The sequence below is a fragment of the Flavivirga sp. 57AJ16 genome (assembly GCF_028736925.1).
Taxonomy (GTDB): domain Bacteria; phylum Bacteroidota; class Bacteroidia; order Flavobacteriales; family Flavobacteriaceae; genus Flavivirga.
The window spans coordinates 158401-172543 of sequence record NZ_JAQZAT010000005.1; the positions used below are offsets into that span (position 1 = coordinate 158401).

The window sequence follows — 14143 nt, forward strand, 5'->3', positions numbered from 1 at the left end:
TTTATTTTGAGCAAAAATTGATCGTTAGCCCTCTTCTTAGTTTATAGGTGGTTTTGTACTTCCCGTTGTTTAGGACCTCTAAAAAATGCTTGTTTGCGATCGTTTCTCCTACGAGTTCGGCGTATGTGTCCGCGGAGTAAAGTTTGCTTTCCTTTTTGAGTTTCCTGACTTCTTCTTCGAGAAAGGGATATTGACTCCCTTCATTATCGGAGAGGCATATGAAGGTAGTTCCTTCGTGCTCTGAGATATTTATCAGGGGATATTTTTCGTTGACAAAGAATTTGCCCGCGTGCCCTTGCTGTAGTACTCTATAGTATGTGTCTGATTTTTCGACACGTATAATAAAGTTTCTGTTTATTTCTTTGTAGTCTATTGTTTTCATAATTCGTATTTCTTGGAATTTTATTTCAATGTTTCTTATTCTTTCATTTTCGATTATATCGAACAATGTCGTTTGGTAATCTGTAGGCACTATTTTGTAGTTCATGATCCGATTGTTTTTATTGTTTTTATTGTCTTTTCTAATAGAGCTTCGATACATTTAAGGTTCTGGTGGCTTTCTGTTATTTTTTCTTCAAGTTTTGTCATTTTGATAATTTTTTAAGTTCGTTTTTAAGTTCGTTTTTTTTCTCTTTAGAGAATAATAAGGCTCTAACAGCTAGCCATATGGCTACTGTAAATACTGCTGTAATGATTTCTGCATATTCCATTACTTTTTTGAATTAAGTTTTCCTAAGATTTCATAAGCTAATAATCTTGTTTTGGCAGGTGTTTCTTGCTTGCATACTTCACAGATAAACCTTTGTACAAATCTTGTCATGGTAGTCTTGTCTTCTTTGACCTCGATTATGTAAGTTCTGTCTTTTTTGTCTGGTCCTTCGATAATGAATTTTTGTTCCATTTTTCTAAATTTTAATTAATAGTTTGGTTCATTTTTTTATCAAAAGTTGAGCATCAACTTTTGACTTTTTCGTATCAAAAAACCCCAATTAAAGGGTAAACTTTTTCGATGCTTCCGTTAAAAAATTTAAATCCGAATAAATACATATAGCTTTCTTTCCCTAGAGATTCAAGGCGTTTTTCACGCCGTAGCAATCTCAGGGAACAGACAGTTTATGCTGTATTTATTCGGATTTAAATTTTAGGTTTGCAGTCGAAAAAGTTTACCCTTTATGGGTTTTTTCTTTGTTCTTTTTTTCGTCCGTAAACAGCCCCTTAGTGCTGTTTGCATTTCCGCAATCCGTAAGGATTAGGACGAAAAAAATAACTTTCCGTTGGAGCGCAGCGAGTTGCGCACGCAACATGAAAGACTTTCCTTTTTGTTTTTGACGATAGGAGAAACTGTATATATGACAAGCTCCTTTAAAATGCTTCTGGAACGATTTTAATGGTGCTTGTTTCCGATTAAAGGGCAAGGGATTGGCACGGCATCCTTTTTTTTAAAAAGATACAGTAGAAAGCCTGTTTTTACTTCTTTATCTTTTCTAAAGGTGTAAAATGCCCCCTGAATGTCCGTGAGGTTGAAAATGCTGTATTCCTCCTATAACATATACAGCCACGTTGCACAACTGCAACATTTTCGAGCTTAAATAATTGATTTATAGCTAATTAACTTTTTTGGACTCTTGGAAAACATAATCTATTGATAATCAATGAATTAATGTTTTTTTTATAAATCAAGGTTTTTTTGTATTGTTTTTTCTCTTATTTTTGAGATAATAAACAAGCTCTTTGACGTATTGGGAAATAAATAAAACTTTTTAGATTAAAACCTAAAAAGAAATGAAAAATTTACAGATTATCGGGCATCTGGGAAAGGATGCCGAAATTGTGGAAACACAGAACAAGGAGTATCAAACTATTATGTTTTCGGTAGCTCATACCGAGAAATATGTTGATACGAAAACTCAACAGGAAGTTGAGAGAACGGACTGGGTAACATGTTTTAAGCGTTATAAAAAAGACCCAAAAAAAGTTTTGGACGTTCTAAAGAAAGGAATGAAGGTCTATGTGGACGGCTCGCCAACTTTTGGGATGAACACTTCTCAAGGGGGTGGTGTTTTTGTATCGATCACATTAAACGTCTTTAACATGGAATTTATGTCAAAGAAAGAAGCCGATAAAAAAGCCAAAAAGGATTGATTATGGAAATAGCTATATTTATAATTGTTCTCGTTCTTTTGGTAAATACTATTTTTTTGAGATTTGAATTGTATTTTCATAAAAGAGACTTGAATAGAAAAATACGTCATCTTTATGATTTTACAGCCCCATTAAAATCGAACTTGGTCTTTTTAAAGATTCATGTTAAGGCTATCTTGCAACAGACTGGACACATTATCGATAACCAGAAAAAAGTAAGCGAGGAGCAAGATGATTGATTCAATTACTTTAAATTACAACGATGGTAAAAAGGAAAAAATCACTTTACCATTAATTGACAATTACGCTCATGCAATTGAATGCAGTTGTTCAAGCTGTTTTAAATTTAAAATTGCTTTACAATGGAGTAGAATTGAAAATTCAAGAACTCATAGTGAAGGAAAGTATCACGAACTTGGTTCATTCGTATTTGATTTACTAGAAAACTAGCCGTTAATTCGGCTTTTAATTTGTACTATAATTTACATTATGTAAAATAAAAAATCTCAACCAACCATACCTTTGTGCAATAACATTATAGAGAAACATATTAGAAGAAAATTAAGCATATGCATTTTTGCCATAATTTTTTACATTTCAATTTCTTCAAATCCATCTTAATTAACATGATAATATTATCATGAATAAGTAGTTTGTTTTTTGGTAAATCATTTTGGTCTACATATTTGATTCTACCCTTGGAACCTTCATTAAGTGGGATTGCTTTTTCTAGATTAAATCCCACGTTTTCAAGCTTATTTAATAGTTTATCTGTGATGGGATTGTTAATTATGTAACTATTAATAATTAGATGATTTTCATTATTATGTACAAGCTAATTGTGGCTTCGACTGTCTTAGCATCGAGATTCTATTTTACATAATAATTTAAAAATTCACTTTCAATTAGGGTTTTACTCAATTCATTACTAGTAATTGTTTCAGATTCAATACACAAACCAGAAGTTATTGTTGCAAATTGGATGCATTTTTTAATTTTGAAACCTTTATAAAACCCATATAAAAATCCAGAAAAGAAAGAATCTCCAGCACCATTTGCATTATTCATTTTGTAATTATCAATAATTGGAACTTCAATCCACACGCCTTCTTTAGTATAAGCCGTTGCACCGTCTTTTCCGTGCGTACATACCACTAAGGCCTTGCCTTTGTCAATTTGTGCTTTCATAAAAGACCTGTAATCAGGTAAGTTGTCGGAACTTAAAAAGATATAGTTAGCAGCGTCAATAAAATCTTGATGGTATGCATTACCCCCATCATAATCGTGCAAATCTGTCCAGACTTCTTTATTTAACTTCTTGCAAACAGGCAAGATATGCCTACAATAATTAGCAATGTTTACTACGATATAATCTGATTTTACTAACTCCTTTTCAAATTTTGAATAGTTTATTGTTGGAGTATCAGAACTTGGATTCGTAAAAATAGAAATCCGCTCTCCCCTACTATTCATAATATTTAAATGTCTTTCGGTACCTTTGGAATCAATATCTGAAATGAAATTAAGATTAGGTCCTTTTAAAAATGATTTGACTTTATCTCCAAAAGAATCTTCGCCAATCAAAGCATGGAATGTTGTATTAAAACCCAACCTTGAAAGCGTTAATGCTTTTCCTGCTCCTGTATTGCCAATAGTTTCATTGAATTGGCACTTATGAATAGTTTGTGGTAAAGCTTCAGGAAACTCATCTAAAGTTATAACTGAATTAAAAGAAGCTCCACCAATTACAAAAACATTTTTCATTAATTTATTTTTTAAGCTTTATGATTACTGCGGTATTAGCTTGTAAATCAATGGCTTCAAGAGATGAAATGCTTTGACCTGTTATAATATCCTTTCCGTGAGAATATCCTTCTAAAGACTCATGAAACCGCTCTAATTTATAATTATGAATATTTTCATCACTATTATTAATAATAATCATAGTGCTCTCCTCTTTAAAAGTTCTAAAATAAACATAGATATTACCTAATGGTTTGTAATGTTTTAAGTTGCCTTTATGAATTTCTATGGCACTTTTTCTCCATTGCAAAAGGGTAGAAATATAATTGTATAATTCGTTCTCCTCTTTTGTTCTTCCAATTTTAGTGAAAGCATTTCTGTTATCATTTTTCCATCCACCAGGAACATCCATTCTTAATTTTCCATCTGGTTTTGGTGAATCAAACAATAACTCATCACCATAATATATTTGAGGAATTCCTCTAGTAGTAAAAATAAATGACATACTTAATTTAACCTTCTCTTTGCTCTTACCAAGTTCAGTAAACAATCTTGGTACATCATGGTTACCATTAAATATTTTATTGTTAAAAGGTGTGTCATATAGATAATCGCTACTTAAGGTTTCATATAAATCATAAATATCCTCTTCTTGCCCAAATACTTTTAACAAACTATAATACAGCGCATAATCGCTTAAACTTTTAATGTTTGACACGTAACCATCTCTATTTAACGTACCATTGTTCCAATAGACATAAGACGCTACTTTATCACCCATTGCTGTTTCTGCAACTGTATAAAAATTAGGGTATTCGGTTTCAACGGATTTAATCCAATTTGCCATGACCTCTTTATTATTGGGATATGGATGCGTATCCATTCTTATTCCATCAATATTTGCATATGCTATCCACCAAATTGAATTCTGAATTAAATAGGTTGCTAGATATGGATTATCTAAATTAAGGTCCGGTAAATTAGTATCAAACCATCCCTTTAAATGTAAATCACTATCAATCTTTGACTGATACGGGTCTGAAACCACAGCATTTGTAAAACTACTTTGAGTATAGGTATCCCATTGATTTACCCAATCTTTAGATGGTAAATCTTGCATCCACCAATGTCCTGAACCACAATGGTTAAATACTTGGTCCATGACTACTTTCATGCCTCTTTTATGGCAGAGACCCACCAAATTCTTATAATCATCATTCGTTCCAAATCTTGAATCTGTTTTGTAGAAATCTGATATTCCGTAACCATGATAAGAATATGCAGGTTGGTCATTCTCTAAAAACGGATTTAGCCATAGTGTCGTAATCCCTAATTCTTCAAGGTAATCCAAATGATCTATAATACCTTTAATATCACCACCGTGTCTACCATCTGGGTTTTTTCTATTTGCCTTTTCAATAGTATCATCGGTTGAATCATTTGAAGGATCACCATTACTAAATCTATCAGGTGTTATTAAATACATAACATCTGATGCGTCAATGGATTTACTGGAATTATTTCTTTTCTTTTTTTGTTTTAATTCATAATTAAAGATTAATTTTTCTCCACTATCCGTGTAAAAATAAATATCAAAAACACCTTCTTTTGCAGTTTTATCGATAGTAAGATTTAGGAATAAATAATTGGCACTTTCGAGTTTTGTTATGCTATTAAGTGTAACGCCTTCGTATTGAATTATAGGTTTTGTAGTGCTTATGTTTTCTCCATAAACCAAAAGTTGTAACTTGGTGTTTTCCATGCCTATCCACCAATTTGATGGCTCTATTCTATTCAACTTTACGCTTTGGGCGTTTGTAATTTGAATGGAAACTAACAGGAATAAGCACATCATTGAAGTTCTAAATACAGTATTCATTTTAGTAAAGTTTAAGATTATATTCGTCAATATTACTATTAGAAAAGAAGTAAGGCAAAAGCATTATTTAAACAACCACTTGCTTATTCCAAACAACAAATTAAGCTGATTTCAGTAAAGTTTAGATGTAACAATAATGGAAGATAGGAAACCCCTCATAAACCTGTTTTTTATATAAAATTACTGGTCGTTTGTATTTAATTACTGGTTATTAAGATTAATTTTTAGATTTTAGCAGAATATATTTTTCACCATATGAAGTTTTCCTTTTTCATTAAAAATATAATTTCAAATCAAATCACCAAACACATATTATATTGGTTGGTATTCGTGTGTTTTTTTACACTGGTTTGGGGAACTTACGATAACGACTATTTTAGGAATTTTATGATTCAAGTATTTAGTTTGCCTTCACGGCTAATCTTGGTTTATGTAACATTATTCTTCTTATTTCCTAAATTTTTACTTGAAAAGAAATATGGAAAGTTTGTATTGTTTTATATCATACTTTTAATTGCTGTGACAGTTTTTATTCAAAGAACATTCTTTTTTTATATTATTCAACCAGCATATTTACAAAATTTTAAAAGTTCAAATTTCTTTGCAACTACAGAAATTATGAATACCCTTTTAGATGTAAATATTGCTGTAATCATTCCTTTTGGATATGTATTCTTTAAGAGTTGGCAAAAAACAAATCAGAAAACTATTGAACTCGAAAAGAAACAGTTAGAATATGTTAACGATAATGAATTCATTTATTTAAAAGTTGAAAAATCACTTCAGAAAATTTTTATAAAAGACATCATATTTATTGAAAGTCTTAAAAACTATATCAAAGTAAAAGCTATCGATAGAGATATTATTGCTTATAAAAGTATTTCGGCTATTGAAAAAGAACTGCCTAAAAAAAAGTTTTTGAGGGTGCATCGATCCTTTATCATCGGTCTCAATTTTATTGATTCATTTTCACCAAGTAAACTTTTACTTAAAGGCGTTTCTATTCCTATTGGACGAAAATATAAAGATAAGGTGAAAGAAGTTTTAGGTTATTTTTAATCATTTAGTAATTTGACCACTCCACACACATTATGCTTCCCTCCTACGTTGTCGCATAAAAAGTGTTCTATTAACTTTTAAGAATAATTCTTTTTAAGAAACTATCCCATAGTGTTTGTAGTTTCTATTTCTTCTTTAATACTCGGGTTATTAAACATTCGTGTTTGGCTTTTCGTTTAATTTTAATGCCTGCCAGCCTCCTAGTAAAACCCAATAATTTCAACTAGTTTCAATATAATAATTACAAGGAAATCAAATGATCAAATAATCTTTTTTTTGTTTTGACTCGTAGATAAGCTTAAACAATTAATTATAATCTATATTATTTATTATGAAAAAAATCAGTCTAGTATGTTTAAGTGTGTTTGTTTTAGCTTCCTGTGTTTCTAAAAAGAAATATGTGGCTTTAGAAAATGAAAATGGCCAGATTAGAAGTGAACTATATAAAACCCGAGTTGCCAAGGAAGATCTTGAAACCAAGTTTGATATCATCCAAAAACGTGTTGACTCTTACAATGAAAAAATCGCTTCCTTAAACGATTTGAATACAGAACTTAATAAAGAAAATGATTCTAAGATGGAAACCGTAGCCAATGTTGCTGTGATTTCCAACGATACTAAGAAAAGTATGCGCAATACTCTTAAAAAAGTTGATCCTGCCCAGCTAGCAGGGGCAAAAACCTTAAAAGATTCTATGGATCTAGCGGTATCGTATAACCTAACAAAATCTATTGATACTTCTAGCTTAAATGAGGATGAGGATATTGCCATCAGTATTGATGAAACAGTGGTGATGATTTCTATTTCCGATAAATTATTATTTAATACAGCAAGTTACCGTGTGAGTAACAAAGCTAACAATATTTTACAAAAATTGGCGGATGTAATCAATTCAGAACCTAGTATTGATGTCATGGTTGAAGGTCATACCGACTCAAGAAGTATTAATAATGAAAAGGTACAGGATAACTGGGACCTTAGTGTATTACGTGCCACTTCGGTAGTTCGTAAACTACAGAATGAATTTAATGTATCTCCTGAAAAACTTATTGCTTCAGGTAGAAGTAGCTATGCCCCTTTGGCCAGTAATGATTCTAGTGATGATAGAGCCAAAAACAGAAGAACGCGTATAGTTATCTTACCAAATATTAATAAATTCTTTGCACTGATGGAGGATGACAGCACAGTGGCTTCCAATTAAGAATATCTTTATGACTAGTAAGACTAGTCATAGAAAAAGCGCTATACGACCTTGTGGAGTATTGCGCTTTTTTTGATTTTATCGGATGGCATACCTTGTCTTCTTTTTTCATAAAAAAAATATAAAAGTTATGTGTTTTGGAAGAAAGCTAGTATTTTTGTTCTTCGTTAAAAATAAGCCCCCTTTTAACATGAAAAGCAAACCAAAATCAAAAACAGATAAATCCCGATTACGTTTACTGCACCAGTATTACCAGTTTACAGGCTTTTATAGTTTTGTATGGCGTGCTGTAAAACGCTCTTTACCTGCTATTATAGCTATTGTCATTGCAATTTATGTCATTAATCATTTTTTTGATATTAATGCTTTTTTGGTTGAACTTACCGAAACCTTACCTGTATATGGGGTTTTGGGGGTCTTTTTTGCTTCTGAAACGTTACTCGGATTAATACCTCCGGAAATGTTTATTGCCTGGGCAGGAAAACTGTCAGACCCATGGCTTTATCTTGGTTTCCTTGCATTTTTGTCCTATTTTGGTGGTTTACTATCATACTGGATCGGTTATATTATAACAAAAATTCCATCAGTACACAGTTATTTGGAAACTAAAATGGAAAAGCAATTAAAGAACTCCAAAAAATGGGGCGGTTTCCTTATTATTGTTGGTGCCCTGCTCCCACTTCCATTCTCAATATCCTGTATAGCAGCGGGTATTATTGAATTTCCATTTAAGAATGTTATCCTGTATGGCTCACTGCGATTAGCCCGCTTTGCTATCTATGGACTCATTATTTTTAATGCACTTTAAATAAGCTGCAAGATCCCAAGGTTATTTTCTTATTCTGCCTTATTTTTGTGCGAAAACCTTATATATGTTTTCATTCCCTTTTATATTTAGAATTATAGCACTGCTTGAAGGTGTATCTTATATTTTACTGTTGTTTATAGCAACGCCTATCAAATACCTTTTGGACGATCCACAATATGTTAAACTGTTGGGAATGCCGCACGGATTACTGTTTGTTGCCTACGTTGCTTTTTCTTTTATGCTGAAAAAGGATTTTAATTGGAATACCAAACAATTTGCTACGGTTCTTTTAGCATCTATTATTCCATTTGGAACCTTTTATATTGATAGAAAGTATTTCAAAAACTATAATAATGGATAAATCAATTGATTACTCACATTTACTTTATAAGTATTTGGTTGAAAATACTGGTTTAACAGATAATGCCGCCAGATACCTTAATGTCATGGCGTTGTTACTGGTATTATTGGCCGCTATTTTTGTTGTTGATTTTGTGATCAGGAAAATCCTGATAAAGACGTTTAATCAGTTTGCTTCGGTGTCTAAGACAAATTTCGATGATTTGATGATTGCCAATAAGCTGCCAAGGAATATAGCGCATATTATTCCGCTTTTGATCGCCATGGAATTCACGCCTATTATTTTTATGGATTTCCCAAGGTTTGATGGCGTTATTGAAAAAGGTTTACAAGTCTTTGCTATTGTGCTAACCCTTTGGATTGTAAGGAGTTTTTTGAATACTTTAAAGGATTACTTTAAAACCTTACCACGCCTAAAGGACAAACCTGTAGATAGCTACATTCAGGTCTTTATGATCTTTGCATGGGTCGCAGGCTTTATGTCGGCCATTGCTATTATTACCGATACTCCTTTTGTGGCCTTCCTAACGGCTCTTGGAGCGGCTTCTGCGATCATTATTCTTATCTTTAAGGATACCATCTTAGGTTTTGTAGCCAGTATTCAGGTGTCCATTAACGATATGGTACGCATTGGCGATTGGATCACGTTTGAAAAGTATGGTGCCGATGGCGATGTGATTGAAATCAACTTGGCAACTGTCAAGGTTCAGAATTTCGATAAGACCATTACGACCATTCCAACCTATGCACTGATTTCGGATTCTTTTAAGAACTGGCGAGGTATGACCAATTCGTCAGGGAGACGCATTAAGAGAGCACTGTACATAAAGCAAGAAAGTATTAAATATTTAAGTGCAGATAGTGTCAATGTACTTAAGGATATTCAATTGATTACCGAGTATCTGGAAACCCGGCAAGCAGATATAAACTCATACAACACCTCTAACCATATTAACAAAGAACTTTTAATCAATGGCAGAAACCTAACAAACATTGGGGTTTTTAGAAAATATATAGATACCTATCTTAAGAAGCATTCGGCGATCAATAAGGATATGATGATTATGACGCGTCAATTAGCACCAACAACACAAGGCATTCCTATGGAAATTTATGCTTTTAGTAGCGATAAGCGTTGGGAAAACTATGAATATATCATATCTGATATATTCGATCACATCATAGCGGCACTTCCCTATTTCGATTTAGAGATTTTTGAGTTACCAAGCGGTGGCCATTTTATTACATAGCTGCAATTTCAATAAATTTATATTTAAGAAAAGTATTACGAATTAAACAAAAAATTATAGACTAAAGTTATTTAAAGTTCGATTAAATGTATTTTTTATAAGAAAAATAGTTCTTTTTATTTTTTTTAACTAAATATAAACCTTAGGTTTGTTTTTAAATTTTGCAATTAACCAAACCTAGATTTCAATGAAAAAACAATTACTTTTAATGATGCTTGGATTATTTTTGTTACAGTTTTCCAATGCCCAAGTTTCCAAAACGAACAATACTAGCGGAACCGTATTTAGTACTGGTCCTAATCATATGGATCGTACTTTTACTTTTACAGCAGGTGAGTTTTCATCCACTTCACTTACAGAAGTTGAATTAAGTTTACAACTAATTATAGGAAATGGTTCACCACCTACATTAGGAGGATATGGTGTACATGAGGATTTGAATGTTCGCTTAGTATCTCCTACTGGAACTGCCGTAGATTTGGTTCAAGATAGATGGGGGTATTGGACTGGTAATCCAAGCCAGTTAAACTCATTTCACCTTTTTCCGGCAATAGAAGCAACGGTTAATTTTGATGATGACAATTCAACAAATATTGAAACTTTAGATAACTGGCAAGCAGGTAATTTTGCACCACATAACCCATTAAGTGCTTTTGATGGTGAAAATCCTGCTGGAACATGGACATTACGTATTTCTGACGGTAATAGTCAATTCGCCGCCTCAGATTATTTTCATTTTGTTACTGCAACAATAACAGTGACCTCTGGTATATCTAACACAGCTCCAGTAATATCAGGAACATCATCTGGTCAAGGAGTACTTGACAATGATACGTTAAGTCCTTTCTCTACAATTGCAATTACTGATGCTGATGGGGATAATGTATCAGTGATCATAACTTTAGACGATAATGCAAAAGGGATATTGTCAGGAACTGGTTTAACAGGTAGTGGTCCTTATGCTATAGCTAGTACAACGGCTGCTGATTTACAAACAAAACTAAGATCGTTATCTTTTAATCCAACAGATAACAGAACTAGTACCACAGAAACAACAACTTTTACAGTAGTTCTTGATGATGGTAGTGATACGGATTCTGATAATACAACAACAGTAATATCTAGTGCCGTTGCCCCTACTGTGTCCAGCGTCTCTGTGCCAGCCAGTGCGACCTACGTAACGGGACAGAACCTGAACTTTATCATTAACTTCAGCGAGAATGTTACCGTAAATACAATAGGAGGCACGCCCCAGATGAGCGTTACCATAGGTGCCACGGCACGCCAGGCGGTCTACCTGAGCGGCAGTGGAACCTCGGCATTATTATTTAGATATACCATACAAGCTGGTGGACTGGATACCGATGGCATCGCCGTGGGCACGTTGTCCGAAAACGGTGGTACTTTGAGGGATTCCGGTTCCAAAGACGTCAACCCGGTACTGAACAGTGTCGGATCGACCGCTTCCGTTTTAGTGGATGCTGTTGCCCCTACCGTCTCCAGTGTTACTGTACCGGCCGATGCCACGTATGTAGCAGGGCAAAATCTAGACTTTACAATAAACACCGACGAGAACGTAACGGTAAACGCGGGGGGAGGCACACCACAATTAAGCCTTACAGTTGGTGCCACAACGCGCCAAGCTGTTTACCAAAGTGGCAGCGGAACCTCGGCACTGTTATTTAGGTACACCGTTCAGGCAGGCGAGCTGGATACCGATGGGATAGCAATCGGTACGTTGGGTGCCAATGGCGGAACGCTAAGGGACGGGGTTGGAAACGACCTTAATACCACATTGAACAGTGTTGGAAGCACCACCGCGGTATTAGTGGATGCAGCAGCACCAACCATAAGCAGTGTTACTGTACCGGCCGATGCCACGTATGTAGCAGGGCAAAATCTAGACTTCACAATAAACACCGACGAGAACGTAATGGTAAACACCGGGGGCGGCACACCACAATTAAGCCTTACAGTTGGTGCCACAACGCGCCAAGCTATTTACCAAAGTGGCAGCGGGACCTCGGCACTGTTATTTAGGTACACCGTTCAGGTAGGCGATCTGGATACCGATGGGATAGCAATCGGGACGTTGGGTGCCAATGGCGGAACGCTAAGGGACGGGGTTGGAAACGACCTTAATACCACATTAAATAGTATTGGTGCCACTACTGCTGTTTTGGTAGATGCCACTCTAAGTATCAACAATATTGAAAATACATCTAAGTTTTCAATGTATCCAAACCCTAGTTTTAATCATATGAAGATCAAGTCTAGTTTGGGTGGTGATTATAATATTATTAACCAGTTAGGTCAAATAGTAAAAACATTTAAAGTAAATGCCAATATGGAATCTACTATTTATATAGGAGATTTAAGTGGAGGTATGTATATTGTTAAAGCAATAAATAGTTCTAATAAGTCTTCTCAAAAATTAGTTGTTAAAAAGTAGTTTTAACGATCCTTAGGAAGACATCTTAAACTGTATAGCGAAAGCGTAAGTGCCATATTATCCACTTACGTTTTCGCTATAAATAATTATGATTCCCTGATAGTACTAGTTTTAAGAAATCACTTGTTAAAAAAAACGTGAACTAAATAATGAGAGCGTCCACGTTTTAAATATAAATTAGAGTAGTATATTAGATATTAGCAGCCAACCAGTCCCCTACTTCTTGGGTTCCATATGCTTTTTCGCCATTGGCCAAATCTTCGGTAACAATACCTTCTGCTAACGATTTGTTTACAACCTCTCTAATGGCAGCACCTTCTTCTGGTAGGTTAAATGCGGTTTCAAACATCATGGCGGCAGATAGTACGGTGGCCAAAGGGTTTGCAATGTTTAACCCCGTAGCTTGCGGATACGACCCGTGAATAGGCTCGAATAAAGCAATATCGCTTCCCATGGATGCCGATGGCATCAATCCCATAGAACCGGAAATAACCGAAGCTTCATCTGTTAAAATATCACCGAATAAATTTTCAGTAATCAAGACATCGTAACTGTTAGGCCATTGTACCAATCGCATGGCTACGGCATCAACAAATTCATAGGACACTTCTACTTCTGGGTAATCTTTTTCCATGGCCTGAACGGTCTCTCTCCATAATCTAGAGGTCTCTAAAACATTCGCTTTATCAACACAGCACAGTTTTTTAGAACGCTTCATAGCTAATTCGAAACCTTTTTTTGCCAATCGTCGTACTTCAGCTCTTGTGTAAACACAATTGTCATAAGCTGTTTCGCCTTCATCCCTTCTCCCCTTTTCTCCAAAGTAGATACCCCCGGTCAATTCACGTAAAAACACCAAATCGGTACCTTCAATACGTTCTCTTTTAAGTGGTGATTTATCTATTAACGATGGGAATGTAAAAGTTGGTCTTACATTAGCGAACAGACCCAGTTTTTTACGCATTTTTAACAAACCTTGTTCTGGGCGAACTTTTGCAGACGGATCGTTATCGAAACGTGGGTGACCAATAGCACCAAATAAAACGGCATCTGAAGCAGCACAAACATCATGGGTTTCATCTGGATAAGGTTCTCCAACAGCATCAATGGCTGCTGCACCGGTTAATGCTGGTTTCCAGGTGATTTCATGTCCGAATTTTTTAGCAACGGCATCACTTACCTTTACAGCTTGTTCTATGACTTCTGGTCCTATACCGTCTCCGGCTAAAAGGGCAATATTAAATTTCAT

General features: G+C 34.5%; 13 protein-coding genes. 7 read left to right on the forward strand and 6 right to left on the reverse strand.

Annotation, left to right across the window (positions count from 1 at the left end; genetic code table 11):
• Position 1: 1 nt before the first annotated feature.
• The 3 genes from PQO00_RS07080 to PQO00_RS07090 form a co-directional block, all read right to left on the reverse strand.
• The gene (locus PQO00_RS07080) at positions 2-382 is read right to left on the reverse strand and encodes a hypothetical protein (protein WP_274184136.1); all 381 of its coding nucleotides are present in this window, start codon (positions 380-382) and stop codon (positions 2-4) included.
• Between the two features lie 202 nt (positions 383-584).
• The gene (locus tag PQO00_RS07085; protein WP_274184137.1) at positions 585-710 is read right to left on the reverse strand and encodes a hypothetical protein; all 126 of its coding nucleotides are present in this window, start codon (positions 708-710) and stop codon (positions 585-587) included.
• Positions 710-901 (reverse strand): hypothetical protein, encoded by a 192-nt coding sequence (locus PQO00_RS07090; RefSeq protein WP_274184138.1) that lies wholly within the window; start codon positions 899-901, stop codon positions 710-712. Before PQO00_RS07090 ends, PQO00_RS07085 begins: the two co-directional genes overlap by 1 nt.
• A gap of 881 nt (positions 902-1782) precedes the next feature.
• Here PQO00_RS07090 and PQO00_RS07095 point away from each other — a divergent pair.
• Positions 1783-2142: a single-stranded DNA-binding protein gene (locus PQO00_RS07095; RefSeq protein WP_274184139.1), complete on the forward strand. Its 360-nt coding sequence runs from the start codon at positions 1783-1785 to the stop codon at positions 2140-2142.
• An 870-nt stretch (positions 2143-3012) separates the two neighbouring features.
• Here the strand turns inward: PQO00_RS07095 and PQO00_RS07100 are convergent.
• Together PQO00_RS07100 and PQO00_RS07105 are read right to left on the reverse strand one after the other, a co-directional pair.
• Positions 3013-3906: a carbohydrate kinase family protein gene (locus PQO00_RS07100; protein WP_274184140.1), complete on the reverse strand. Its 894-nt coding sequence runs from the start codon at positions 3904-3906 to the stop codon at positions 3013-3015.
• 4 nt (positions 3907-3910) lie between these two features.
• The gene (locus PQO00_RS07105; RefSeq protein ID WP_274184141.1) at positions 3911-5764 is read right to left on the reverse strand and encodes a glycoside hydrolase family 13 protein; all 1854 of its coding nucleotides are present in this window, start codon (positions 5762-5764) and stop codon (positions 3911-3913) included.
• A gap of 618 nt (positions 5765-6382) precedes the next feature.
• Here PQO00_RS07105 and PQO00_RS07110 point away from each other — a divergent pair.
• The 6 genes from PQO00_RS07110 to PQO00_RS07135 all read left to right on the forward strand — a co-directional run bounded on the left by PQO00_RS07110 (position 6383) and on the right by PQO00_RS07135 (position 12894).
• Positions 6383-6823, forward strand: a complete 441-nt coding sequence (locus tag PQO00_RS07110; RefSeq protein ID WP_274184142.1) for a LytTR family DNA-binding domain-containing protein — start codon at positions 6383-6385, stop codon at positions 6821-6823.
• A 331-nt stretch (positions 6824-7154) separates the two neighbouring features.
• The gene (locus PQO00_RS07115; RefSeq protein ID WP_274184143.1) at positions 7155-8024 is read left to right on the forward strand and encodes an OmpA family protein; all 870 of its coding nucleotides are present in this window, start codon (positions 7155-7157) and stop codon (positions 8022-8024) included.
• Positions 8025-8214: 190 nt separating this feature from the next.
• Complete coding sequence (locus PQO00_RS07120) at positions 8215-8832, forward strand: YqaA family protein (protein WP_274184144.1); 618 nt, start codon at positions 8215-8217, stop codon at positions 8830-8832.
• Between the two features lie 64 nt (positions 8833-8896).
• Positions 8897-9193: a DUF3817 domain-containing protein gene (locus PQO00_RS07125; RefSeq protein WP_274184145.1), complete on the forward strand. Its 297-nt coding sequence runs from the start codon at positions 8897-8899 to the stop codon at positions 9191-9193.
• Positions 9186-10442 carry a mechanosensitive ion channel family protein gene (locus PQO00_RS07130; RefSeq protein ID WP_274184146.1) on the forward strand — a complete coding sequence of 419 codons (1257 nt, stop codon included), beginning with the start codon at positions 9186-9188 and terminating at the stop codon, positions 10440-10442. The genes PQO00_RS07125 and PQO00_RS07130 overlap by 8 nt, the downstream gene beginning before the upstream one ends.
• A gap of 187 nt (positions 10443-10629) precedes the next feature.
• Positions 10630-12894 (forward strand): T9SS type A sorting domain-containing protein, encoded by a 2265-nt coding sequence (locus PQO00_RS07135; RefSeq protein WP_274184147.1) that lies wholly within the window; start codon positions 10630-10632, stop codon positions 12892-12894.
• 190 nt (positions 12895-13084) lie between these two features.
• Here the strand turns inward: PQO00_RS07135 and leuB are convergent, their stop codons facing one another.
• Positions 13085-14143: a 3-isopropylmalate dehydrogenase gene (leuB, locus tag PQO00_RS07140; protein ID WP_274184148.1), complete on the reverse strand. Its 1059-nt coding sequence runs from the start codon at positions 14141-14143 to the stop codon at positions 13085-13087.